The sequence below is a fragment of the Hymenobacter swuensis DY53 genome (assembly GCF_000576555.1).
Lineage (GTDB): Bacteria > Bacteroidota > Bacteroidia > Cytophagales > Hymenobacteraceae > Hymenobacter > Hymenobacter swuensis.
Genome location: NZ_CP007145.1, coordinates 2,390,920 through 2,413,892 on the forward strand (window position 1 = coordinate 2,390,920; position 22,973 = coordinate 2,413,892).

21 protein-coding genes, 1 tRNA gene and 1 pseudogene are annotated in these 22,973 nt (G+C 57.8%); 17 read left to right on the plus strand and 6 right to left on the minus strand.

Annotated elements, in window-relative coordinates:
* Positions 1 to 575: 575 nt before the first annotated feature.
* The 7 genes and pseudogenes from HSW_RS11545 (at position 576) to rplT (ending at position 9,252) form a co-directional block, all read left to right on the plus strand.
* On the plus strand, positions 576 to 3,275 hold the full coding sequence (locus HSW_RS11545; protein WP_231501403.1) for a DNA gyrase/topoisomerase IV subunit A: 2,700 nt from the start codon (positions 576 to 578) through the stop codon (positions 3,273 to 3,275).
* A gap of 147 nt (positions 3,276 to 3,422) precedes the next feature.
* Positions 3,423 to 4,292, plus strand: coding sequence for a tetratricopeptide repeat protein (locus HSW_RS11550; protein WP_044002053.1), 870 nt, complete (start codon positions 3,423 to 3,425; stop codon positions 4,290 to 4,292).
* A gap of 89 nt (positions 4,293 to 4,381) precedes the next feature.
* Complete coding sequence (locus tag HSW_RS11555; protein ID WP_044002054.1) at positions 4,382 to 5,464, plus strand: tetratricopeptide repeat protein; 1,083 nt, start codon at positions 4,382 to 4,384, stop codon at positions 5,462 to 5,464.
* A 148-nt stretch (positions 5,465 to 5,612) separates the two neighbouring features.
* Entirely contained in the window at positions 5,613 to 7,565 is a 1,953-nt protein-coding gene (thrS, locus tag HSW_RS11560) for a threonine--tRNA ligase (RefSeq protein WP_044002055.1), read from the plus strand.
* Positions 7,566 to 7,808: 243 nt separating this feature from the next.
* Positions 7,809 to 8,369: pseudogene (gene infC / locus HSW_RS11565) on the plus strand (translation initiation factor IF-3); the annotation flags it as partial.
* Positions 8,370 to 8,542: 173 nt separating this feature from the next.
* Positions 8,543 to 8,737 (plus strand): 50S ribosomal protein L35, encoded by a 195-nt coding sequence (rpmI, locus tag HSW_RS11570; RefSeq protein WP_044002057.1) that lies wholly within the window; start codon positions 8,543 to 8,545, stop codon positions 8,735 to 8,737.
* Positions 8,738 to 8,907: 170 nt separating this feature from the next.
* Positions 8,908 to 9,252 (plus strand): 50S ribosomal protein L20, encoded by a 345-nt coding sequence (gene rplT, locus HSW_RS11575; protein WP_044002059.1) that lies wholly within the window; start codon positions 8,908 to 8,910, stop codon positions 9,250 to 9,252.
* A 170-nt stretch (positions 9,253 to 9,422) separates the two neighbouring features.
* On the opposite strand, the gene HSW_RS11580 is transcribed toward rplT, so the two are convergent.
* Positions 9,423 to 9,842 (minus strand): hypothetical protein, encoded by a 420-nt coding sequence (locus HSW_RS11580; protein ID WP_044002060.1) that lies wholly within the window; start codon positions 9,840 to 9,842, stop codon positions 9,423 to 9,425.
* Between the two features lie 864 nt (positions 9,843 to 10,706).
* On the opposite strand from HSW_RS11580, the gene HSW_RS11585 reads away from it, so the two are divergent.
* The 3 genes from HSW_RS11585 to HSW_RS11595 all read left to right on the plus strand — a co-directional run bounded on the left by HSW_RS11585 (position 10,707) and on the right by HSW_RS11595 (position 12,348).
* Positions 10,707 to 11,381 (plus strand): carboxypeptidase-like regulatory domain-containing protein, encoded by a 675-nt coding sequence (locus HSW_RS11585; protein WP_081768380.1) that lies wholly within the window; start codon positions 10,707 to 10,709, stop codon positions 11,379 to 11,381.
* A gap of 142 nt (positions 11,382 to 11,523) precedes the next feature.
* Positions 11,524 to 11,946 (plus strand): hypothetical protein, encoded by a 423-nt coding sequence (locus HSW_RS11590; RefSeq protein ID WP_044002267.1) that lies wholly within the window; start codon positions 11,524 to 11,526, stop codon positions 11,944 to 11,946.
* Positions 11,947 to 11,979: 33 nt separating this feature from the next.
* The gene (locus HSW_RS11595) at positions 11,980 to 12,348 is read left to right on the plus strand and encodes a hypothetical protein (RefSeq protein ID WP_044002063.1); all 369 of its coding nucleotides are present in this window, start codon (positions 11,980 to 11,982) and stop codon (positions 12,346 to 12,348) included.
* A 148-nt stretch (positions 12,349 to 12,496) separates the two neighbouring features.
* Here HSW_RS11595 and HSW_RS11600 read toward each other — a convergent pair whose 3' ends face one another.
* Both HSW_RS11600 and HSW_RS11605 read right to left on the minus strand, forming a co-directional pair.
* On the minus strand, positions 12,497 to 12,910 hold the full coding sequence (locus HSW_RS11600) for a hypothetical protein (protein WP_044002064.1): 414 nt from the start codon (positions 12,908 to 12,910) through the stop codon (positions 12,497 to 12,499).
* A gap of 110 nt (positions 12,911 to 13,020) precedes the next feature.
* Complete coding sequence (locus tag HSW_RS11605) at positions 13,021 to 13,440, minus strand: hypothetical protein (RefSeq protein ID WP_044002065.1); 420 nt, start codon at positions 13,438 to 13,440, stop codon at positions 13,021 to 13,023.
* 412 nt (positions 13,441 to 13,852) lie between these two features.
* Here HSW_RS11605 and HSW_RS22800 point away from each other — a divergent pair, with 412 nt between their 5' ends.
* A complete protein-coding gene (locus HSW_RS22800; RefSeq protein ID WP_071883101.1) occupies positions 13,853 to 14,269 on the plus strand; it encodes a BLUF domain-containing protein in 417 nt (138 codons plus the stop codon).
* Between the two features lie 155 nt (positions 14,270 to 14,424).
* A complete protein-coding gene (locus tag HSW_RS11615) occupies positions 14,425 to 16,278 on the plus strand; it encodes a hypothetical protein (protein ID WP_044002066.1) in 1,854 nt (617 codons plus the stop codon).
* A 160-nt stretch (positions 16,279 to 16,438) separates the two neighbouring features.
* On the opposite strand, the gene HSW_RS11620 is transcribed toward HSW_RS11615, so the two are convergent.
* Entirely contained in the window at positions 16,439 to 16,783 is a 345-nt protein-coding gene (locus HSW_RS11620; RefSeq protein WP_044002067.1) for a hypothetical protein, read from the minus strand.
* Between the two features lie 405 nt (positions 16,784 to 17,188).
* Here HSW_RS11620 and HSW_RS24550 point away from each other — a divergent pair, with 405 nt between their 5' ends.
* Positions 17,189 to 17,719 (plus strand): hypothetical protein, encoded by a 531-nt coding sequence (locus HSW_RS24550; protein WP_197031991.1) that lies wholly within the window; start codon positions 17,189 to 17,191, stop codon positions 17,717 to 17,719.
* A gap of 119 nt (positions 17,720 to 17,838) precedes the next feature.
* Positions 17,839 to 18,456 (plus strand): recombinase family protein, encoded by a 618-nt coding sequence (locus tag HSW_RS11630; RefSeq protein ID WP_044002069.1) that lies wholly within the window; start codon positions 17,839 to 17,841, stop codon positions 18,454 to 18,456.
* A gap of 464 nt (positions 18,457 to 18,920) precedes the next feature.
* Here the strand turns inward: HSW_RS11630 and HSW_RS11635 are convergent, their stop codons facing one another.
* On the minus strand, positions 18,921 to 20,000 hold the full coding sequence (locus HSW_RS11635) for a site-specific integrase (RefSeq protein WP_044002070.1): 1,080 nt from the start codon (positions 19,998 to 20,000) through the stop codon (positions 18,921 to 18,923).
* Positions 20,001 to 20,208: 208 nt separating this feature from the next.
* Positions 20,209 to 20,282, minus strand: a tRNA-Met gene (locus tag HSW_RS11640).
* Positions 20,283 to 20,418: 136 nt separating this feature from the next.
* Between HSW_RS11640 and HSW_RS11645 the strand changes: the two genes are divergently transcribed.
* The 3 genes from HSW_RS11645 (at position 20,419) to rpsO (ending at position 22,814) form a co-directional block, all read left to right on the plus strand.
* Positions 20,419 to 20,832, plus strand: a complete 414-nt coding sequence (locus HSW_RS11645) for an START-like domain-containing protein (protein ID WP_044002071.1) — start codon at positions 20,419 to 20,421, stop codon at positions 20,830 to 20,832.
* A gap of 112 nt (positions 20,833 to 20,944) precedes the next feature.
* Positions 20,945 to 22,378, plus strand: a complete 1,434-nt coding sequence (locus HSW_RS11650; RefSeq protein ID WP_044002072.1) for an LptF/LptG family permease — start codon at positions 20,945 to 20,947, stop codon at positions 22,376 to 22,378.
* A 160-nt stretch (positions 22,379 to 22,538) separates the two neighbouring features.
* A complete protein-coding gene (rpsO, locus tag HSW_RS11655; protein ID WP_044002073.1) occupies positions 22,539 to 22,814 on the plus strand; it encodes a 30S ribosomal protein S15 in 276 nt (91 codons plus the stop codon).
* Positions 22,815 to 22,973: the final 159 nt, after the last annotated feature.

Consider the following 22,973-nt stretch of genomic DNA (forward strand, 5'->3'; position numbering starts at 1 on the left):
CGGCCTTGTCCGGGAAGCGGGAAAAGCCAGTGAGGCCAATTCACGGCTTGTACTTGCTTTTGGCTAATGAAATTAGGAACTTTGAATAGGAGTTCAGGCGTTGGAAAAATTGCGTTCTGCGCAGCTAACGGTACTTTTGCTGTTCCGGAGCTGCGCAGTAGCCCGGCAGAATACCGTAGATTTTCTTCGTAGCTTTTTCCCTGATTATTTGCGCTGCTGCTCTGGGTTTCGGCCTTTCAAGCCAAACCAGTAGGGTGACAAAGCCTTCCGCCTATGTGGCCGGAAGAGAGGTACAAGAACAATAACCGTGGCAAACGCCACACCCCACCGTGTCAGAAGAAAACACCCCCCAGGATCCGAATTCTGAAGAGCAGCCTAACCTGTTTGGGGCCGGCGACTCTATCGAATTCAGTGCTGCCGCCGCTTCGGCGGCGCACGACGAGGATGTCACCCAGTTCAGCATCAGCGAAACCGGCGAGCTGCTGCTGGAAATGGCCGCCGCCGAAACCACGGCCGCCGAGCCGGCCCCGGAAGAAACTGCTCCCGAGGAGGAGCCCAAATTCGCGCCCGGCGAGATGATTCACGATGTGGCCACCGTGAACGGTATGTATCAGAACTGGTTTCTGGACTACGCCAGCTACGTGATTCTGGAGCGCGCCGTGCCCGCCATCGAGGATGGTCTCAAGCCCGTGCAGCGCCGCATTCTGCACGCCATGAAGGAAATGGACGACGGCCGCTTCAACAAAGTGGCCAACGTCATCGGACAGACCATGCAGTACCATCCCCACGGCGACGCCAGCATCGGCGACGCCATGGTGAACCTGGGCCAGAAGGATTTGCTTATCGAAACTCAGGGCAACTGGGGCGACATCCGCACCGGCGACGGGGCGGCGGCTCCGCGTTACATTGAGGCCCGCCTGAGTAAGTTTGCGCTGGACGTGGTGTTCAACCCCGACATTACGGAGTGGCAGATGAGCTACGACGGCCGCAAGCGGGAGCCCACCACGTTGCCCGTGAAGTTTCCGCTGCTGCTGGCCCAGGGTGTGGAGGGCATTGCCGTGGGCCTGAGCACCAAGATTATGCCCCACAACTTCCGCGAGCTGTGCAAGGCCAGTATCGACGTGCTGCGGGGCCGGGAAATTCAGCTGTTTCCGGACTTCCCGACCGGCGGCCTCTGCGACGTGACCAACTACAACGGCGGCCTGCGCGGGGCCAAAATCCGCCTGCGCGCCACCATCGAGAAGGCCGACAAGACCATGCTGGTCATTCGTGATATTCCCTACGGCACCACTACCACGGCGCTGATGGAGAGCATCGTGAAGGCCTCGGAAGCCAACAAAATCAAGATTAAAAAGGTGGTCGATAACACGGCTGCCGAGGTGGAAATCCAGGTGCATCTGCCCGCCGGCGTGAGTCCCGACCTCACCATGGATGCGCTCTACGCCTTCACTGACTGCGAAGTCAGCATTTCGCCCAATACCTGCGTTATTATTGAGGATAAGCCGCGCTTCGTGGGAGTGGAGGATATGCTCAAACTAAGCACCCAAAAAACGGTGCGCCTGCTGGAGCGGGAACTGGAAATCCGCCAAAATGAACTGCAGGAAAAGTGGCATTCTGCTTCCCTGGAGAAAATCTTCATCGAGAACCGCATCTACCGCAAAATCGAGGAGTGCGAAACCTGGGAAGACATTCTGCAGACTATTGATGCCGGTTTGCGCAAGTTTGTGCGCATCGAGGGCGAGAAGCCCAAAGCCAACGACCTGCGCATTGTGCTGCGCCGCGCCATTACCGAGGACGACCTCACGCGCCTGACCGAAATCCGCATCAAGCGCATTAGCAAGTTCGATGGGTTCAAGGCCGAGGAGTACATCCAGCGGCTGGAAACCGAGCTGGCCGAAGTGGCCGACCACTTGGCCAACCTCACCCGGTACGCTATCAACTACTTCGAGGGCCTGCTGAAAAAGTACGGCGCGGGCCGGGAGCGAAAAACCCAACTGCGCACCTTTGATGTGGTAACAGCCCAGAAAGTAGCCGTAGCCAACCAGAAGCTCTACGTGAACTACGCCGATGGTTTTGTGGGCTACGGCCTGAAAAAGGACGAAAAAGCGGTGGAAGTCACTAGCTGCTCCGACCTCGACGACATCATTGCCATCCGCCGCGACGGCACGTTCACGGTGTCGAAAATTGCCGAGAAAACCTTTGTGGGCAAGGATATTCTGCATGTGGGCGTGTACAATAAGAACGACGACCGGTTGGTGTACAATATGGTGTACCTGGATGGGGCCTCGGGCATCAGCTTCGCCAAGCGCTTCCTCGTCACAGGCATCACCCGCGACAAGGTGTACGACCTCACCAAGGGCACAAAAGGCACCAAAACACTCTACCTCACGGCCAACCCTAACTCCGAGTCGGAAGTGGTGAGCATCCAGCTCTCCGACAAAGCCCCGGCCCGCGTGAAGCAGTTCGATTTCGACTTTGCCGAGTTGGCCATTAAGGGTAAGGGCTCAATGGGGAACATCGTAACTAAACAGCCCATCAAGAAAATCCAGCGCAAGTCAGTGGGTGACTCCACGCTGGGGGGCCGGGAAGTATTCTTCGACAGCGTGGTGGGTCGCCTCAACCACGCGGGCCACGGCCGTTATCTGGGAGCCTTCGACACCGAGGACACGCTACTGCGGGTGTACAAAGATGGGAGCTACGAAGTAGTGCCGCCTGAGCTGTCCCTGCAGTTTGACATGGGCAATATGGTGCTGTTGCGCAAATTGGAACCCGATACCGTGTTGAGCGCCGTGTACTACGAGGGTGAATCGAAAACTCACTATGTGAAGCGGTTTAGTATCGAAACCGCGACGCTGAAAAAGCGCTTTACGTTCATCAGCGAAACCACTGGCTCTAAGCTGCTGACAGCCACGGCCCACCCTGAGCCGCAGGTGGAAATCAAGCTGCAGCGCGACAAAAAAGCCGATAAGGAGACGGAGAAGCTGCTGCTGCACGAGTTCATTGACGTGAAGGGGTGGAAGGCTATGGGCAACAAGCTCAACTACTTCAAAATTCACGCCCTCACGCTGCTCACCGACGAAGGCCCGGAGCCTGAGCGCAAAGCAGCCAAGAAGAAAGCCGGCCCCGCTACCATCCTGCGCTCCACCACCACAGCCGCCCCGGAAGCGGAGGAGCCGCTTCCGGAACACACCGGCGACGTGGACATCTCCGCCGCCGACGTGGCCCAGGCTCAGGCGGTGCTGAAAACCCCTAAGTCGCAGCTGAAGTTGTTTTAAGCTGCTGCCTCACCAGTTCAATCAGCCGCAAAACGGCCGTCTTACTCACGTAAGGCGGCCGTTTTGCGGCTGATTGAACAACTTTGCGCCGGCCGTTGTGTAAGTATCTGGTTGTTTTACCTCTTCCCGTTTTCTCCCTTGCCTGGTATGCCCCTTCCGTTTCGAGCCTTCGCCAGCACGCTGCTGCTGAGCCTGTGGCTGGCGGGGTTGCCACAAGTCGGCGCGCAGCCGGCCCCCAAACCGGCCAAAGCCCCTGTGGCTGCGCCCGCCCCCGATCCGGCCGTAACCGAGCTGCTGGTCCAGGCCCGCAAGCTCCAGGCAGAGTACCACGAATCGGAGGCGCTGGGTAAGTACGAGCAGGCCCTCGGCAAATCCCCGGCTACCTACGAGGCCCTATGGCAGGCGGCCGTGCTGAGCGTGCGCATCGGGAGCCGGTATACCGATGAAACTCGTAAATCGGCCTACTTCGCGGCGGCTCGCCTCTATGCCAACCGGGCCCTAGTAGTGCGGCCCGACGGAGCAGAGGGCCACTACGCCGAAGCGCTGACCCTGGCCAATCAGGCCAACTTACTCACGGCCCGGGGCCGCCTGCTGGCCTACCGAGAGATGCGCAGCCACGTATTCCGGGCCACCGAGCTGCGCCCTGATTGGGCCGACGCCTGGCAACTGCTGGGCCGCTGGCACTACCGCGTCGACCACTACAGTCCGCTGGAGCGCGTATTCAGCCGTCTGTTTCTGGGCGGGATGCCGGCCAGCGCTAGTACCTTCATGGCCATTGATGCGCTGCGTAAGGCCCACGAACTGGAGCCTAAGCGTATTCAGTTTGCCTACGACCTGGCCCGCGTGCACCTCAACCGTAGCCAGGAAACCCGAGCTACAGCCGTGCTGCAGGAGGCCGTGGCCCTCACGCCTGTTACGGCCGACGAACTGGAAATCAGCCGCCGCTGCCGCCGGTTGCTGGAGCAGCTTAACCGCCGCCTGCACCGGCAGGTGCACCGACGATTAAAGAAGCTGTGAGCTGCCGGACCCGGAACCGGCGTTATCTTTGCCCATCTCATTGTGTCGTTACCGTGCCTGCTTTTCGCTTCTCCTGTTCCTGTTTTCTCTTGACTGCCGGTCTGCTTGTATCCTGCGCCCCTGATACGGAGGAGCGGCCCGAGCGCATGGTCAACCTGAAAACGGTGCAGAGCGGGCCCGCCATCCAGGCCCAGGAACTGGACGGGGCTATTAGCCGGCAGCCCCGCAATGCGTCACTCTATGCCCGTCGGGCTGCGTTTCGGCTGGAGGCCGGGCAGGTTGAAGCGGCCCTGCGCGACATCAACGAGGCCCTGGAGCTGGATGATGCCCCCGGCGAGTTTTATTTCACCAAAGCCCGCGCCCTGCGGGCCGAAGGGCGAATCAAGGCGGCCCTGACCGCTACCGATGAAGCCGCCCGCCGCGGGTTTGCCTCGCCCGAGCTGAACCTGCTGGTAGGGGAGATGCACCTCGCCTCCCGTCGCTATCAGGATGCCCTCGACCAGCTCGACCGGGCGTTGCAGCAAGAGCCGGATCAGCCCGCGGCGCTTTTCTATAAGGGCGTGGCGTACATCGGGCTGCAGGATACCGTGCAGGCCTTGGACTACCTGCGCGCCAGCCTCGCCCGCGACCCGCGTCAGCCCGAAACCCTGCACCAGCTGGCCTTCCTCTCCAACGCTTATCGCCAGCCGGCCCAGGCGGCGCAGTATGCCGCCCGCGGCCTGAAGCTGGCCCCCACCTATGGCCCGCTCTGGTACGACTACGGCCGCCAGTTTGAGCTGCAGAACCAGCCCGACAGCGCCGTGCGCATTTACGTTCGCGCCGTGCAACTGGACACTACCTTCTACCGCGCTGATTACCGTTTAGGCCTTGTGGCGTACAAAAAACGCCGCTATGCCGATGCCATACCGCATCTGCAGCGGGCCCTGCGCCGCTCATCTCGCCTCGAAAATGCCCGGCAGATGCTGGCCGAGAGCTTCGAGAGCCTGGCCCGCTGGTCCGAAGCCGCCGACCAGTACCGCCTGCTGGTGCAGGAAAACCCCGGTAACCGCCACTGGACCTACAAAGCCTGGAAAGTAAGCAACCGCGCCCGGGGTGTTATGGTGGAGGAAACTCCGCGTCCTGCCCCCATAGAGGCCATCGAACCCATTCAGCTACACCGCCCGGGACTGTAGCAAGGGGGGGAAGTGGTGAAAGTGAGTTTGACGTTTAGCTTGTACCGGTTGAACGTCAAAGTCATCATTTCACCACTTCATAAATTCACCACTTGTGTAACTTGCGGCCTCACGGCTGCTTGTATAGCCATTATTCCCTCCCTTTTTTATGCTCAACATCACCCTCCCCGACGGTTCGGTGCGCCAGTTTGTAGATGGCGCCACGGGCTACGACGTTGCCGCCGGCATCAGCGAAGGCCTCGCCCGCAATGCCCTTGGCGTGCGCGTCAACGGCGAAGTGCGCGACCTGCACCGTCCTATTGAACAGGATGCGCAGGTGGCCATCCTCACCTGGAATGACCCCGAAGGCAAAGCTTCCTTCTGGCACTCTTCGGCTCACCTGATGGCCGAAGCTCTCGAAGCCCTGTACCCCGGCGTGAAGCTGGGCATTGGTCCCAGCATTGAAAACGGCTTCTACTACGACATCGACCTGGGCGAAGGCCGCTCGATTTCGACCGATGACCTGCCGGAAGTTGAGAAGAAGATACTGGAGCTGGCTAAGAAGAAAAGCCAATTCGAGCGTAAGGAAGTGAGCAAGGCCGATGCCATTGCTTACTTCACCGAGAAGCAGGACCCCTACAAACTGGATCTGCTGGAGCGCCTGGAAGACGGTTCCATCACCTTCTATACGCAGGGCGACTTTACCGACCTCTGCCGCGGTCCGCACATTCCAGATACTTCCCCAATTAAGGCTGTGAAGCTACTCAACGTGGCCGGGGCCTACTGGCGCGGCGACGAAAAGAACAAGCAGCTCACGCGCATCTACGGCATCACCTTCCCCAAGGCCAAGGAGCTGACCGAGTACCTGGAGCGCCTGGAAGAAGCCAAGCGCCGCGACCACCGCAAGCTGGGCAAGGAGCTAGAGCTGTTCACGTTTTCTGAGAAGGTAGGAGCGGGGCTGCCCCTGTGGCTGCCTAAAGGCACGGCCCTGCGCGAGAAGCTGGAGCAGTTTTTGCGCCGCGCCCAGCTGCGGGCCGGCTACCAGCCCGTCGTGACGCCCCACATCGGTTCCAAGGAGCTGTACGTGACCAGCGGCCACTACGAGAAATACGGCGCCGACTCGTTCCAGCCCATCAAGACGCCCAACCCCGGCGAGGAGTTCTTCCTCAAGCCGATGAACTGTCCCCACCACTGCGAAATCTACAAGAGCAAGCCCCGCTCGTACCGCGACCTGCCCGTGCGCCTCGCCGAGTTCGGCACGGTGTACCGCTACGAGCAGAGCGGCGAGCTGCACGGCCTGACCCGCGTGCGGGGCTTCACCCAGGATGACGCCCACATCTTCTGCCGCCCCGATCAGGTGAAGGAGGAGTTCCTGAAGGTGATTGACATCGTACTCTACGTGCTCAAAGCCCTGGATTTCCCTGATTTCACCGCCCAGATTTCCCTGCGCGACCCCGAGAACAAAGCCAAGTACATCGGCTCCGACGAAAACTGGGAGAAAGCCGAACGCGCCATCATTGAAGCCGCCGCCGAAAAAGGCCTCACGACCGTGACGGAGCTGGGCGAGGCGGCCTTCTACGGTCCTAAGCTCGACTTCATGGTACGCGACGCCATCGGCCGTAAGTGGCAACTGGGTACCATTCAGGTAGATTACAACCTGCCCGAGCGGTTCGAGCTGGAGTACGTGGCTCCCGATAACTCGCGCCAGCGCCCCGTTATGATTCACCGGGCTCCGTTTGGCTCGCTGGAGCGCTTCGTGGCCGTGCTTATCGAGCACTGCGGTGGCAACTTCCCGCTCTGGCTCTCGCCCGAGCAATTTGCCGTGCTGCCCATCTCGGAGAAGTACCACGACTACGCCCAGCAAGTGTACGACCAGCTGGTGCAGGCCGACTTGCGCGGTACTGTGGACCACCGCGACGAGAAAATCGGCCGCAAAATCCGCGACGCCGAGGTTTCCAAGGTTCCCTACATGCTCATCGTGGGCGAAAAGGAGCAGGCCGAGGGCATCGTCTCCATCCGCCGCCACGGCCAGGGCGACGTGGGCGCCATGCCCATCGGGGCCTTCATTGCCGACTTCCAGCAGCAGGTGAGTGACCTGATGGACGGTAAATCGGTCGGATAATCCTGCCCGCACATCCCGCCGGATGAAACGAAAGCCCCGAAAAAAGGCTTGAGTATAGTCCGGCGGGTTTTTTGTGCGATTCCGAAAAACCGTCTTCCGTTACCAAATCCGGCAATTTTATATAGCTTTTCTTGAGCGTTCGAAAAAAATGCCGGATATTTGCCCGCTGATCAAACCCATTGGGCTTGCCCGATTAGCGGTTTAATTTCGCAGAATCTGACTTCCACCTAAAGGAAAACCGCCATAGCTACCCCCAACCGCCGCTATATCCCTCGTGCCCAGGTCGAGGAGCCGTTCAAAATCAACCAGAAGATTACGGCTCGTGAAGTCCGCCTCGTTGGCGACAACGTGGAACAAGGCATCTACCCCACCGACCAGGCCCGGCGCATGGCCCAGGAGCAAAACCTGGACCTTGTAGAAATTTCGCCCACCGCAGTACCGCCCGTGTGCCGTGTCATCGACTACTCGAAATTCAAGTACGAGCAGAAGAAGAAGACCCGCGAGCTGAAAGCCAAGCAGACGAAAGTTGTCATCAAGGAAATCCGTTTCGGACCTAACACGGATGACCACGACTTTGCCTTCAAGCTCAAGCACGCTCAAGAGTTCCTGCGGGAAGGTGCCAAGATTAAGGCGTATGTGCACTTCGTAGGTCGGAGCATCGTGTTCAAAGAGCGGGGTGAAATCCTACTGCTTAAGTTTGCCCAGGCCCTTGAGGACCTCGGTAAAGTAGAGCAGCTCCCCAAGCTCGAAGGCAAGCGTATGTTCCTGTACCTGGCTCCTAAGGCCGCCGTGGTTCCCGTGAAGAAACCAGCACCGGCTCCCGCCAAGGATGCCCCGAAAGAGGCCAAGCCTGCCGCTGCTCCCGCCGAGAAGGCCGCTGAATAGTTTTGCCGGAATCTTCGGATTCCACCTGTATGCTGGCGCACCGGCCTTAGGCAGCCGACCGCCGCAGTTTTTCACCTTTTATCACCACCACAATGCCGAAAATGAAGACCAAGTCTGGTGCCAAAAAGCGTTTCTCGCTGACCGGTACGGGCAAAATCAAGCGCAAGCACGCTTACAAGAGCCACATTCTGACCAAGAAAACCACCAAGCAGAAGCGTGCCCTCACGCACGTTGGTCTGGTTAGCTCGGCCGATATGAACCGCGTAAAAGACATGCTTGCCATTTAATTAAAAATGAAGAATTAAAAATTGAAAATGTATCGGTCAGCTTATAGCCGTGTCATTTTGCCGATTTTTAATTCATGATTTTTAATTTCTAATTCATTCACCAGGCGTCCGGTAGGAATTCTAAGCTGCGGCACTAAACCCGCCGCCGGCCGCCAAAAACAACTCTGGTTATGCCAAGAAGTGTAAACCACGCGGCCTCGCGCCACCGTCGGAAAAAAGTAATGCGTTTGGCGAAAGGCTATTATGGCCGTCGCAAGAACGTATGGACCGTTGCCAAAAACGCCGTTGAAAAAGGCCTGCTCTATGCTTACCGTGACCGCAAGGTTAAGAAGCGTGAGTTCCGTGCCCTCTGGATTCAGCGTATCAATGCTGGTGCACGTGAGCACGGCATGTCGTACTCACAACTGATGGGCGGCCTGAAAAAGGCTGGCATCGAATTGAACCGTAAAGTTTTGGCCGACCTCGCCCTGAACCATCCCGCAGCCTTCAAAGGTATCGTGGAGAAAATCAAGTAGGTTGCCTAATATGCCTATTGAAAAGCGTCTGATCCTACTGGATCGGACGCTTTTTCGTGCTTGACCGTTTTTTGTTGAAATAAAACCGGATGCGCCTCACAACAGCCGGCCGCTGTTTCTGAAGGAAAGCGGCCGGCTGTTGTGTGGTTACGGATGAGTGAGTTGCCTATTCAGGAAGCTGACTGCTGCATGTGCCGCAGCCAAGTTTGAGCCTCTTCTATGTTTTCGAACAGGCGCATCTGAAAGCTGTTGCCAACGCGCAGGTGCATATCCTCCGCTGAGGCCTGACCAAAGACTCCCGGGGCTACTATGTGAGCGTGGTAGCGAAGTCCGGCAGCCAAGGCCTGCGGCATCCATTGGGCTTCGATCCACTCGTTGGCCTGCTTCCAGGAGCCCAGCACGCCCCGGTTGTCATTGAGCATGTACGGGCATTGCGAGTGCTGAAGAATCTCTAAGACGCCGGTAGAGCCCTGTATCACTCCCTCTAGGGATAACAGGCCCTGCCAGTTGTTATAGATCCAGTTGTTCGGCTTATCGAATTCAGTAATGAGGAACGTCTTACCGAAGGAGTTCTGAAAATCATGACGCATTTGGTCAAGATGCCAAACCGGTGCTGAACAGGCAAGGTTTTTAGACTAACGAACAGTAGTACCCGGTGAGTAGCTACCTGCTGAGGGTTAGCCCTGTCAGGATCAGCGCACAGCCAAATGAGAAAAGCCAACAAAAAACGGCCTTCCCGCAATGGAAAGGCCGTTTTTGTAAGTAGCGGGGACGAGAGTTGAATTAGTGGCTACTCTTGCAAAAGTGCATTTGCAGGCCGTAGTGGCAGTTTTTGGGGTTGCGGCGATGCAGGTTTCAGTCACAGGTGTGATAAAATTGTGATGCTCTCACAACCCATTCTCAGAGCTGCCAACTGCAATAGTAGCACCCAGGCCGGCAATTCACGCAAACACGATGGCAACGTACTACGATGCGCGGTGCGGGCCGGCGGCGGTCCGGGTACTTGGTTTGCGACGGAGTATAAAGCCGCCCCCTACGTTACGTTCATAGTAAAGAGAGGGGTGGGTGATAAGGGAAAACAGCAGTGGCCTGCGTAGTACGAAGCTACGCAGGCCACACCAAAACCGATAGAATACCGGGTTCAGTTACCGGGTCCGGCACTTAAGAATGGAAAGGTTGCTTTCATCCCATAAGGGGCTGCCTACGGTTTAGCTTACACCGGGAAAAACTGGCAAGTATAATATATAAGGTATTTAAGATAAGGCCTTTTCCCAGAATAGGATTGTTCATTTGTCTTGTAAAATCTACGTTTTAACTGGTAAAAATACAGAACTAACGAAATTGTACTGGCGTACAAATGCCGTTATGGTGCATAGAAAGCAACTTTGCACCTAATTACTATCTAGTAAGACCTTTACGGCTTCTCCGACATACCACACCTCTACCATCTCAAAATGAAACTAAGCGCGACTCCATTTCACCCGGTAACGGGAGATTTGCTGCCGGCCTATAGGGACGCGTATCTACGCGGTGACCTATCCAGCCAGAATACGGAACTCGTTGACGCGTTCCTTAAAGCAGATAAACAAGTGGCTGATGAAACGCTCAGCCGCTTTTACGAACTCAAACAAAAAGGCCACCAGGTAAAGCCCGTGGGCTGGGTGCAGCGGCAGTTCGAGCTGATGCGCACCGAGCCGGAGCGGTTTCGCCGCCGGGCGGCTTCCCTTATCGTGGGCAGCGCCCTGGTAAGCGGGGCCGTCTTCGCCGGAGCCAACCTGCCCAACACGCCCACGGAAGCCGTGCCGGTTACGAGCGAGTTGGCCGAGTCGGCCGCCGAGGCCAGCGCGTTGCGCGTTTCCACGGTAGCGGGCCGCATTCTGGATGAAAATGGCAAGCCCCTGGTGGGCGCTACTGTGTGGGTGAAAGGCACCCGTACGGGCGTCAGCACGGATGCTGAGGGCCAGTATACGTTGCGCATGGCTGCCGGGCAGCCGGCCACGCTGCAATACGCTTACGCGGGCTACAAGGAAGAGGAAGTGATTCGCTCTAAGGGCGGCACGGCCAACGTCACGCTGCTGCCCCGCACCGGAAAGGCTGCCACGGCTAAAAAGCGCTGGCTGTTTTTTTAACCCGCTAACCCAGCGCGCCGCCAGCTCCGGTAGTTTGTGGGAAGCCGACCGGAACCGGCGGCGCGCTGTGAGCCCGGCCCCTGCGCGCCGGGCATGCCATCCTTGTTCAACGCTTACTCTCACCGCTAACTCAAGCAGTTGCATGCGCATCCCTTTTCTAAACCAGTTGGTGGTGAAAAAAATCACGGGAGATGCCGTGGGCGCTACGCGCTCCAGTGCGGAAACGCTCATTCAGCACCTGCTGCGGGAACTGCCCGAATTAGTGGCCGTCGCGGTGGTGGACACCGCCTCCAGCAAAATGGTAGCCGCTTACACGGCGACGCCCAAATTCGACCCCTACAAGCTTACAGGGCGCAGTACCGACTTGTTTCGGGGGCTGCAGCGGATGCTCGCCGCCCCGTGGCTGCAGGGCCAGCAGGTAACCGATCTGGTAGTGGTGCTCGATGAGCAGCTGCATTGCCTGCGCCCCGTGGGCCAGGGCCGGCAGATCGTCTACCTGGTCGTCCGGTTGGCCGATACGAATATGTCGCTGGTGCGGGACATTCTGCGTCGGCACGCCTTTTAACGTTTCTTTTTTACACTTTCTTTTTTCGCGTTCATGTCCACGTTGACCCCCAACCAAGTAATTCAAAACATCCTGAAAGAACTGCCCTCGCTGGTAGCCGTAGCCGTGGTGGAAACGGAAACGGGTATGCCCCTGGCGCACCATTCGAACCTGGCTTCGTTTGATGCCGAAACGGCTGCCGCTTACAACACGGAGGTAGTAAAGCAGAAGTTAAAAGCCATTCAGGCCCTGAAGCTGAACCAGACCATCCAGGACATCCTGCTGACCCTGACCGACCAGCTGCACCTGCTCAAGCTCTCGGCCGACGGGGGCAAGTTCATCTACCTGGCCGTGAACTCGGCTGATACGAACCTGGCCATGGCGCGTCAGATTGTAAAAAGCCAGGCTGCCGTTCTCAACTAGGGCGCCCCACGCGTGTAGTAGCCGCAGAACGGGCCCGCCGACCAGCTGTTACCAGCTGCCGGCGGGCCCGTTCTGCGTGTGGTGCAGCACGAAACCCGTTGCGCCGACCACTGGGCTACCGGACGGGGTGCAGAAGAGCAGAAGCGAATTAAGGGGTAGCTGGCGGGCTACAGGCCCAGGCGCGGGCGGCGTGCACGTCAGTGAAGTAGCGTAGCTCGATGGGCAGGCTTTCGACCGGGTAGGTGTACTCCTCCTGAATCAAGGCGCGGTTGAGCCAATCCTCCGATTCCAGCATGGCCAGGCGGCGCAGGCCCCCGGCGGCCAGGGCCGGCAAGATGTGCGTGCCTACCCAGGCCAGGTCTTCGCGCTCCATGGGCCCTAGCCGCCGGTCGTCGGCAACCCACCCCGTGGTCTGGTACTGCTGCACGTAGGTGACGGCCTGCAGGACGGCCTCCCGGAAGAAGGAACTGCTCACGTAGTCTCCCCACACCGCTTCCAGGGCATTGCAGCCAATATCGTGCAGGTAAAAGGTGACGAAGGGAAAGGAGGCAAGGTGCACCATCGAGTAGCGGTGTGAGAGGGCAAATGGTCTGCTCGAAGGGCAGGAAGGAGCACCGGAAGGGCACCATCCTACGGCACGCTACTCCCGGGCGAGGATACAGGAGGGCTATCTTACGTGTGCTGCTGCTGCGTGGTTTGGAGCCAGCGCTGGGCCTCGGGCAGGTTATCGAACATGTGCATCTGCAGCTGACCCTCAAAACCCAGCAGCATGGACGTGGCCGACTGGGCCGCCAGCGACTCGGAGCTGACGATGTGGGCGAAGTGGGTCAGGCCGCTGGCAATGGCGCGCGGGGCCCAGTTGGTGACAATCCACTCCACGGCGTGGTCCCAGGGGCCGAGCACCTGGCGGTTGTCGTTGAGCAAGTAGGCGCAGGCGTGTTCCTGCAGCGTGGGCAGGCAGGCATCGGCCCCGGCAATAATGCCGGTGTAGGTCTGGTAGCCGACCCAGTTGTTGTACACCCACTTGTTGGCTGGGTCGTAGGCAATGGTCAGGTAGACCTTGCCAAAGCCATTGGTAAGTTCAGTAGGCATCGGGGGAAGGTAGTCGTAGGAAGAAAATGCTACCGCAAAGGTAGCTCCGGCAAAGTCGGCAGCGCCGCCGCTTCCGGAGAAACTAGCAGACCGGTGGGCCTGCTGGTGGGTATCCGTGGCCGCCCGGCTCCAGCGGTCCAGGATGGAGTTGATGGTATCAGCGCAGGTGCCGGGCTTGTCCTTAGCACAACCCAGTTTCTCGTTCCAGTCGCCGGGCCGGCAGGATTCGAAGGAATTCAGGCGCAGGCTGTCCCAGCGAAAAATCAGGCGAATCGGGGCAGTACCCTTTTTCTTGGATAGGCAGCGGGAGGGGCACTATACACTGCGCTGCTCCTGAGCGAAACCAAATGGTAAGCATTTTTGTAGCCAGCCTGTACTCTGCACTTTTCTCAGACCTGCTTGCCTCTTTCCTATGCCTTTACATCACCTGATCTATCTAAGCACCCCTACCGTTTCTTTCTCGTCTCAACAATTACAGGACCTCTTGCAGGTATGTCGCCTCAACAACGCTCGGAGCGAACTGACGGGTGTACTCTTTTATGGTCAGCGGCACTTTATGCAGCTCATTGAAGGGGAGCAAGACAAGGTGTACGCCCTGTATGAACACTTACGCCAGGATGCGCGCCACAAGAACCTGATCAAGATTGCCGATAAGCCGATTCAGGCCCGTGGGTTTGCCGACTGGTCCATGGCCTTTCAGTGCCTGGAAGGAGCGGAGGCCGAGCAGGGCTTTCAGCAACTGGAATCGGTCACCCTAGAGCGCCCGATGCTGGCGGCGGCCGATGCGCTGCTGCTGGAGACAATGCGCCAGCGGCTACTGGCTGAGTAGGGCAAATGAGGCAGGAATGGTGACGGGCATATCAGTTCGACGGGGTATGCTCACTTGCTGCCATATCCGCTTCAGCAGGAGCCGAGCGCCGCGTGAGCTGCTGCCGGAAGAGGAAGAAACCCACGCCCAGCAGCATAACCAGCGCAAAAACTTCCTTGGTCGACGGCCTGGGCACGGTGCTGCGGCTGCTGTTTGCGCCCACACGACTGGCGTACGAGGGTTTTAGCCTGCTAGTAAAGGGCCTGGCGGAGTGGGTCCGGCAGTCGGAGCCGGCCAAGGCGGTCATCCTGGTCATGCTAACCCCACTCCGCATGCTCTTCGATATGCTGCGCGACTCGCCGGCGTTTTTCGAAGGCTTTAGCGCCGCCGCGCAGGCAAGCTTCGGGCAGGTGGGCAAGGCCTGGCGCGCCGTGCTGCGCGGCGACTTCAGCGCCGCCGGCGAGGAGCTGGCCAGCATCGGCGGGGCCGCCGGCCGCGCCTACCTCAAGGCCTTCGACGCGGCTCGGGCCAGCCGGCCGGCGGAGGCCACGGCCACCACGGCCGCCGGCGGGGAGGAGCCAGACGGCAACAAGCCCGGGGCCGGCGGGGATGGAACTACTCAGGCTGAGCGGGATAAAGCAGCGAAAGAGGCCCAGGCAGCCCGCGAAAAGGCCCGCAAGGAAGCCAAAGCCGCTCGTGACAAAGCGGATCAGGAGCACCTGAATGGCCTCAAAAAGCTGGTGCAGGACGAACTCGTGGTACTCAGTGACCGGGACGCGCTGCGGGCCCAGCGCGAGCTGGCCGGCTACAACGACGAGCTACGGCGCCGCGACCAGCAGCGGCAAAAACTTTTCGATGCCGCCGCCGCGCAGGTCGACAAGCTCACCGGGCTGGAGAACGACTACTCCCAGCGGGTGGAGGCTATCATGCAGGAGCGGGACCTGAGCCTGCGCGAGCTGCAGGCCGGCTTCGATGAGGAGTCAGCGAAGCGCAAGCAGGAGCAACTGGACCAGAAGATTGCCCAGGGCCAGGCCGAGCAGGAGCAGGCCCTGGCTGAACTGGACCTGCAGCTGACCAACGGCGTGCTCAACGAGTGGGCCTTCCAGGATGCGGTGTATGCCGTCAAGCAGGCCGCCCTGGAGCGGGAACTGGCGCTGGTCAAGCTGAAGAACGGGGAGGAGTCGGCCGAGTACAAGGCCCTGCAGGCGGAGAAGCTGCGCAACCAGGCTGATTTCATTGCCTCGCGCAAAGGCATGGATGAGGGGCTCTACAAGATGGAGAAGGGCATCACGGCGGCCCACAAGCTGCTGGGCTCCGAGGAATTCACGGCCCTGACTGAGCTATTGGGTAAGAAAACGCTGGTCTACAAAGCGGCCATGGCGGCGCAGAAGGCCCTGACCATTGCCGAAATCGGGATGGGCGTAGTCAAGCAGTTTGCCTCTAATGCCGAAGCCGGGGCGAAAATTGCCGCCATGGCGCCCCCGGTATCGATTCCGCTGGGCACGGCTTATACGGTCGGAGCTAATATCCTGGCCTCCGCCACGGCCGGGGCGGCGGTGGCCAAGGTGCTGGGCATCGGCTTCCGTCAGGGCGGGCCCACCGGCAGCGCGCCCGTGGGGGAGGGTGCCGGGCTGGCCGGCCTGCGCATCGGGACCAGTGGCAAGCTGCTCGATGCCGAGGGCTTTGCCGTGGCCGGGGTGGTGCACGAGAATGAGTACGTGATTCCCGAGTGGATGCGGGCTGATCTGAAGGTGGTGCAGATCGAGCAGTTCCTGGAGCAGAAGCGCCTGCGTGGGTACATCGAAGGTGGCGCCACCAGCGGCAACGTGACTGTGCCGGCCGCCGGTACCGGGGCCGCTCCGGAGACGGAAGTGCAGCTGCTGCTGCTGGCCGTGCTCGGCCGCCTGGACTTGCGCCTGGTCGACGTGGAGCAGTGGGCCCGCGACCTGAACGTGGTGCTCGACGTGTACGGACTGGAGCAAACGTTTGAAGAACGGGACGCCACCCGGAAGGCGGCCGAAATCCGGTAAAATGGGTGTTCGAATTATGTAGTGAAAGAAGCCCCCGAAAAACCGCGTTTTCGGGGGCTTTTGCGTGGGTGGTAAAAGTGGTCGGAAAAGATCCTATTTCGATCAACTTATTAATCCGCGTAGGATGTAACTCTCTCCTACTATGTAGTCACTTACACCCTCAACCTATGTAGTCACTTACACCCTCAACGCGATAGCTGATGGCCATTTTCGGATCAAAGGCTGGTGTGTAGTAGGCCGCTATCCGTGAATCAAATTCATCACAGAGCTTATGTTGCTTGGCATAGAGCCTGTCCGCTTCGGTCTGAAACGTGACCTCAAATGCGGACCAATCATAGCGCATGCTGATGGCTAAGCTGGGTGTGATGATGGCCGCAATGGTAAATACCTCTGAAAAGTCCTGCTGTTGCCTGGCTCTAGTTTTTCGTTGTCGTAGGATGACTCTGTATAACCAAAGCAGGACCAAGATTAAGAGAGTAAAGAATAGATAGAGAGATATTTTCATAGACTCAAAAATACAAATGCTATAGAATCTTTAGCAAATGGCCCTGTCCATACAAGGGACGGTTTATGCACAGTCTGACCAGCATTGAAAACGCCCCCGAAAACGCGGTTTTTCGGGGGCGTTTCTGATACCCTTTTCTGGACAGTCATTCGTGTCCAGAAACCGAGCGTTTGCCGGACAGCCATTCATACTCCCTTGATTCTTGGAAACGAATAAATAGGCCACCGAGAACTGGAAGGCGTGGCTGCGGTAAGGTGCATTAATATGCATAGCTATTCTCAGAGTCAGTGCGGGTTCGAATATTTAATTTTGATATGAATAGGATAGTATTTTGTCGGGGCTAAATTTGCACACTGTCTCTCTTCTACCGTTTAAATACGTTAACGTTCTTTTTTTTTGTTTTTTATGCGTGCTTTATTTGCTTGGCCACTACTGCTTAGCTCACTAGGTTTGGGTAACTGCGCCGCTCCCTCCGCCGAGTCTGCCTCTAATACTGCCCCAGTCGCAGCACCAGCGCGTAGCGATGATTCTACAGGCGTTGCAATCAGCAGGAAACCCGGACCTGACTCCACTCAACAGCCTGTCCAAGCGGAAGACATCTTGAGCGAGGACACAGCGTATGCGGCAACATTACCCGTCCTAGATGACGCTGACGGCTCGGTGCACATCCGGATAACGGTTAATCCTCAAGCCCATACGCTGGAAAAAATGACGGTGCTTTCCACACCTCACAAGCCAACGGTAACTTACAGACAAGTGGGTGAGGGCATAGGTAAGTATGATTCGACCACGGGCCGCTACTACTTCGTTCGACTCTATCAGAAGATAAGCAAGCTCAATGCTCTGGTAACCGATAATGGCGACATTCTAGAAATTGCGGGATGGATAAATCCTGCGGACGCCACCGCAGCCGTGGCGCACAAAGTAGCTACCTAAGATGTTGCATAGGATTGGTGTTCGGATTAGAACACTTTTTCACCCCCTGCCAACGCCCCCGAAAACGCGGATTTTCGGGGGCGTTTTTGACTAAGTAATTCGAACACTACATTTAGGCAATGAGAGTAGCCCTATATGCTCGTGTCTCCACAGCTGATAAGGACCAGGACCCGGAGAACCAGCTGCTCGTGCTGCGCCGTCATGCTGAGCAGGCCGGTGATGTCGTTTATAAGGAGTACGTTGATGAGGAGTCCGGCCGCAAGAGCACGCGCCGGGCTTTCCAGGAAATGATGCGCGATGCCCAGAAGCGCAAGTTCGACCTGGTGCGCGTGTGGGACCTGAGCCGCTTCAGCCGCGAAGGTATCGAGAAGGTGTTTGAGCACACCTCCTTGCTGGAGCAGTGCGGCGTCAGCTTCTGGAGCTACTCGGAGCCGCTGCTCAATACGACCGGCCCGATGAAGGATTTGATGAAGGCCATGATATCCTGGGCCGCCGGCTACTACTCGCAGCGCCTGAGCGAGAACGTGAGTGCGGGCCTGGCCCGAAAGAAGCAGAAGGCTGCGGAGAAAGGGGAGGTATATGTGCACGGCCGCCGGGGCCTGTTGCCGGAGCTGGTAGCACAGATCCAGCAGCTGCAGCGCGAAGGCCTCAGCGTCCGGAAGATCAGCGCGGCTACTGGTGTGCCGCCAGGTACTTTGCACAAGTACCTGGTGAAAGAAGAAAGCCTCGCTGAGTAGCGGGGCTTTTTTGTGTCCTTTTTGACCGTGGCAGGGGATGGCAGTTTTGGGCCTCAATCAACCAAACCCAACCCTCAATAAGAAGTTACATTGTGCTGCTCTTCGGCAGCTTCGCCCTGTTACTGGCCACCGCGTGCAGCAGGCCGGCCCCGCCCACTCTGCCGCCTGCGCCGGTCAAGTACTTCTTCCGTGAGCACCGGTGTGCACCGGTGCAGGACTCACGCGGAGCTGCTCCTGCCAAGGAGCAGCTCCGCGTGAGTCAGGTGGCCACGTCAACTAAGCAGGTCGCAGCTCCGTCGCCTCGTTTTTACACCAGGTGGCGCAGGGTGCACGGCCGCTGGTATCACTTTACCTACCGAGTAGGAGATAAGCGTGCCATGGTACAGCATCCAGATCCAGGCCGGCGAAGTAGTGTTTTGGTATAATACTGCCCCAAAACTGTCCCCCGGAAAAGAAAAAGGGCCTCAGCGAGTAGCTGAGGCCCTTTTTTGTGGTCGTGTAAGGAATGAGCCTGTATATTGTCTGTAGGTCAGCCTAAAAGTCCGGCATCTTGGCCAGCTGCTCATCGTCATCGAACATGCCCAGCCGGCGCAGGTAAGTCGCCGTGATGCCGGCGTGGGCGTGCCGACAGTGGCGGCGCACCAGCTCAATATCCTTGTGGCTAGGTACAGGTTGATGGCCCCTGTGTGCTTGTAGCCATACACGGTATGCTCCCCGTCGTTCAGGCCCACGGCCGTCAGCACTTTGCGGTGGCGCTTGGCAAACCAGTTCTTGCCCACCGGCACCGGCCCGGGCTTGTGCTCCTTGGTGAACACGTACGCGTCGAGCGGATAGGTGCGCAGGCCGGCCTTCTCAATCAGGGCTTCGAGTTGGTGCACGATGGCCACGTGCTCGGCCTTGCCGTTCTTGGCCCGGGCGGCCGGGACCAGCACTGTGCGCGGCTTGAGGTCCCGCACGCGCAGCAGGCGCAGCTCACTGCCACTGCGGATGAAGCCGTAGTAAATGAAGCTTATATATAAGAGGAGTTGCTCGTCGCCGCGCGCGCGGATTTCCGCCGTGATGGCCTGCTGCTCCGGCTCCGTGTAGGGCACATGAATAGGGGAGGCCTCCACCTTGCGCAGCTCGGTGGGGGCGCAGGGGTTGCGCAGCAGGACTTCCTGCTTGACCAGGTAGTTGAAGGACGCGTTGAGGCTGTTGCGGTAGTTGTTGTAGGTTTTGGCCTCGATGCCGCGCTTGCTCTGCTGGTCCAGAAAGTTGGTGACGTGGGCCAGGGAGAGAAATTTGAGCGGCAGGGTGGCAAACGGCGGGTACTCGCGAATGCGGCGCAGGGCCACGTTGTAGAACGCGGGGCCCACGCCGGCCGCCTTCTTGCGCTCTACAACCCATTCGATGGCTTCGCGCACGGTGGCCTTTTTAGGGTCGATGCCTATGGATACGGCGGGCGTCTCGCCGGCCGTGTAGCCTTCCTCCCGCAGCCGCCGGGTTTCGGCCAGCTTCTCCTTGCACACCCGCTGCCGCTCCCGCAGCGTGGTGTACTTATTCATCCCCGTGTATTGCTTGCGGACGAACTCCTGCTTGTCCGTATTCCAGATCCGGTAGTCGATATACTACCGCTTGGACATGTCCCCATCCGCATCAAATAATCGGGGCTCGTACTTGGGGGCGTACATGGAGGTGTGATAAAACTGTGATAAAAAAACTAACAAGCACAAAAAAACGGCCTTTCCGCAATGGAAAGGCCGTTTTTGTAAGTAGCGGGGACGAGAGTTGAACTCGTGACCTCAGGGTTATGAATCCTGTGCTCTAACCAACTGAGCTACCCCGCCCTGTTTGGTGGTGCAAATGTAGCAACAAGATTTAATGTTGTGCAAGTGTTGTGCAAAAAAAAACCCGCGTATATTGGCTGCCGGGCCGCTTTTTCTACATGAGCATGGCCGTTAAATTCTTCACTTTGTTCTGCTTATGCCCCTTTCTGCCACTCGCCTCAAACACCGGTTTACGGTCGAATATCCCATTAACGCTTCCCCTAAAATCCTGTACCCGTACTTGGCTTCGGCTTCCGGCCTTTCGCACTGGTTCTGTCAGGACGTGAAAATTGAAGGTGGGCACCTCTACAATTTCATCTGGGACAATCAGCCGCACTATGCTGAAATGGCCTCCCATCGTACCAACCGTTCGGCTCGGTTTGTTTTTCTGGACGAGAACAAACGGCATGCTGCCGATGCCAACTTCTTGGACTTTCTGATTGAAGAGTCACAGCTGACTCAGGAGGTGTATCTGCGGGTAGTGGACTACTCAGAGGAAACGGACACTATTGAGTTGCAGGAAATGTGGGATAGTCTGATTCTGAAACTTCGCGAACAGGTAGGAGGGTAGCATTTGTTTACTCAGGTAGGCAGGGAGCAGGCACGAAACGAGGCGTATCTTCGTTTCCTGTTTGCTCCCTTTCTTTTTGCGCTAGGGTGTTGCTCACTGGCTGGCGAAGCATATGAAAAAACTCGATAAACTGATCCTGCGGGCCTTTGCCGGACCGTTTCTGCTCACCTTTGCCGTGGTGGAGTTCATCTTCCTGACGCAGTATATGCTCAAGTATATGGACGACTTGGTAGGCAAAGACCTTGGCCTGGGCGTTATCGGCCAGCTGCTATTCTATTTCGCCGTGATGCTGGTGCCCATTGCGCTACCACTGGCTGTGTTGCTTTCCTCACTGATGACGTATGGGACGCTGGGGGAACATCATGAGCTGACGGCCATAAAAACGGCGGGCATCTCCCTCACGCGCATCCTGCGGCCTGTGATGCTGGTGAGTGCCATGCTGGCGGGCGGAGCTTTCTGGTACAACAACGTGGTGGTGCCCAAGGCCAACCTGGAAGCGTTCAGCTTGCTCTGGGACGTGCGGCAGCAGAAACTGGCCCTAGATATTCGGGAAGGCGTGTTCTACAACGGTATTCCGGGCTTTACCATCAAAGTAAACCAGAAGATGGGGGAAAACGGCGACCTGCTGAAGGGTGTGATGATTTACGACCATACCCAAAGCCGGGGCGGCAGCACTATCATCCTGGCCGATTCGGGCCGCATGTTCACGCGTTTTGGGGGGCAGTATCTGGGGCTGGAACTGTTCCGGGGCCGCACGTACGTGGAGCAGCCCTCGGCTGAAAACCGCTCCGGAGCCAGTTTTATCCGGCAGAATTTTGACCGCAACCTGATAACCTTCTCCCTGGCCTCCTTTGGGCTGGACCGTACCAAAAAGGAGTTGTTCAACACAAACAAGATGATGCTGGACCTCTCCCAACTGGCACATTTTACCGATTCGCTGCACAACCGCCTGTTTCTGGAGCGTCGGCTGCTGATTCCGCAGCTCAACCCGTATTACACTTATCTGCGCCTTGATACGACTGGCCACATGGCTATACAGCGCGTAGAGAATTGGCAGGTGCCCGCCGCTGAACTGAAGCCAGTGAGCCTGAACATTACGCAGCAGGCAGCCAACCGGGCCCGCAATGTTCATTCATTCCTAGGTACTTCGGCGGAGCGGCTGATCAACCTAAACAAGGAAACTGCCAATTACCGCATCGAAACCTACCGCAAATACACGCAGTCGGCGGCCATTTTGCTGATGTTCCTGATTGGGGCTCCGCTGGGAGCTATCATTAAGAAAGGTGGTATTGGTATTCCCATTCTGGTTTCTATCGTCTTTTTCATTGTATACTACGTGCTGTCCATCATGGGGGAAAAGTACGGTCGGGAAATGGTGATGCCTGTTGGAATTGGCATGTGGATGTCGGCGGCAGTATTGCTGCCTATTGGCTTGTTTTTCCTCTACCAAGCTCGCCACGACTCCGGTATTATGGATGTTAACTGGAGCCGGTTCGCGCCGCAATGGTTACGCTGGCCTTTGCGAGGCTATAAGAAGGCAGTGTGAGGAGCGTGGTAGGAAATGGGGAGAAATGTGCAAATTGATAATGGGTAATACATTCCAACGCATATATCACATTAACTGCTTACCTTTGCGGCCACCCCGAAATGCGGGGTGGCTTTCTTTTTTTCATTTTTAAATCCAGGACGGGGAAACCTATCTGCCGATGAAACTCACTACCGAAGCAAAACAGGCTATTTTCGAGAAAAACAGCCTGCAAAAAGTAGCCACCGACACGGGTTCGGCCGAGGCTCAGATTGCATTGTTCACGCACCGCATCTCACACCTCACCGAGCACCTGAAAGTGAACAAAAAAGACTTCTCGACTCGTTTGGGTCTGCTGAAGCTTGTTGGTAAGCGTCGTCGCATGCTGGACTACCTCCAGCACCGCGAAATCAACCGCTACCGCGCCATCATCAAGGAGCTGGGCATTCGTAAGTAAGCCCACCGCCTGGAGCAGGGAGCCTTCCACCCCGGAAGGTTCCCTGCTCTTTTTTTGTCCGAAACCAAGTGCACCATTTGCCAGCTTCGGTCGTTGAATTTTCAGAATATGATTTTTTAGAGCAAAATGGGGCCGCTGCCGGTCCCGTTTTTACGGCTG

What these genes read in the sequence shown, in the direction of transcription:
- HSW_RS11605 (WP_044002065.1), bottom strand. Translation starts at nt 13,440, where the DNA reads ATGCCTACTGAACTTACCAATGGCTTTGGCAAGGTCTACCTGACCATT.
- HSW_RS22800 (WP_071883101.1), top strand. Translation starts at nt 13,853, where the DNA reads ATGCCTTTACATCACCTGATCTATCTAAGCACCCCTACCGTTTCTTTC.
- HSW_RS11650 (WP_044002072.1), top strand. Translation starts at nt 20,945, where the DNA reads ATGAAAAAACTCGATAAACTGATCCTGCGGGCCTTTGCCGGACCGTTT.
- HSW_RS11550 (WP_044002053.1), top strand. Translation starts at nt 3,423, where the DNA reads ATGCCCCTTCCGTTTCGAGCCTTCGCCAGCACGCTGCTGCTGAGCCTG.
- HSW_RS11600 (WP_044002064.1), bottom strand. Translation starts at nt 12,910, where the DNA reads ATGGTGCACCTTGCCTCCTTTCCCTTCGTCACCTTTTACCTGCACGAT.
- HSW_RS11590 (WP_044002267.1), top strand. Translation starts at nt 11,524, where the DNA reads ATGCGCATCCCTTTTCTAAACCAGTTGGTGGTGAAAAAAATCACGGGA.
- rplT (WP_044002059.1), top strand. Translation starts at nt 8,908, where the DNA reads ATGCCAAGAAGTGTAAACCACGCGGCCTCGCGCCACCGTCGGAAAAAA.
- HSW_RS11545 (WP_231501403.1), top strand. Translation starts at nt 576, where the DNA reads ATGATTCACGATGTGGCCACCGTGAACGGTATGTATCAGAACTGGTTT.
- HSW_RS11620 (WP_044002067.1), bottom strand. Translation starts at nt 16,783, where the DNA reads ATGAAAATATCTCTCTATCTATTCTTTACTCTCTTAATCTTGGTCCTG.
- HSW_RS24550 (WP_197031991.1), top strand. Translation starts at nt 17,189, where the DNA reads ATGCGTGCTTTATTTGCTTGGCCACTACTGCTTAGCTCACTAGGTTTG.
- rpsO (WP_044002073.1), top strand. Translation starts at nt 22,539, where the DNA reads ATGAAACTCACTACCGAAGCAAAACAGGCTATTTTCGAGAAAAACAGC.
- rpmI (WP_044002057.1), top strand. Translation starts at nt 8,543, where the DNA reads ATGCCGAAAATGAAGACCAAGTCTGGTGCCAAAAAGCGTTTCTCGCTG.
- thrS (WP_044002055.1), top strand. Translation starts at nt 5,613, where the DNA reads ATGCTCAACATCACCCTCCCCGACGGTTCGGTGCGCCAGTTTGTAGAT.
- HSW_RS11635 (WP_044002070.1), bottom strand. Translation starts at nt 20,000, where the DNA reads ATGAATAAGTACACCACGCTGCGGGAGCGGCAGCGGGTGTGCAAGGAG.
- HSW_RS11585 (WP_081768380.1), top strand. Translation starts at nt 10,707, where the DNA reads ATGAAACTAAGCGCGACTCCATTTCACCCGGTAACGGGAGATTTGCTG.
- HSW_RS11645 (WP_044002071.1), top strand. Translation starts at nt 20,419, where the DNA reads ATGCCCCTTTCTGCCACTCGCCTCAAACACCGGTTTACGGTCGAATAT.
- HSW_RS11595 (WP_044002063.1), top strand. Translation starts at nt 11,980, where the DNA reads ATGTCCACGTTGACCCCCAACCAAGTAATTCAAAACATCCTGAAAGAA.
- HSW_RS11580 (WP_044002060.1), bottom strand. Translation starts at nt 9,842, where the DNA reads ATGCGTCATGATTTTCAGAACTCCTTCGGTAAGACGTTCCTCATTACT.
- HSW_RS11630 (WP_044002069.1), top strand. Translation starts at nt 17,839, where the DNA reads ATGAGAGTAGCCCTATATGCTCGTGTCTCCACAGCTGATAAGGACCAG.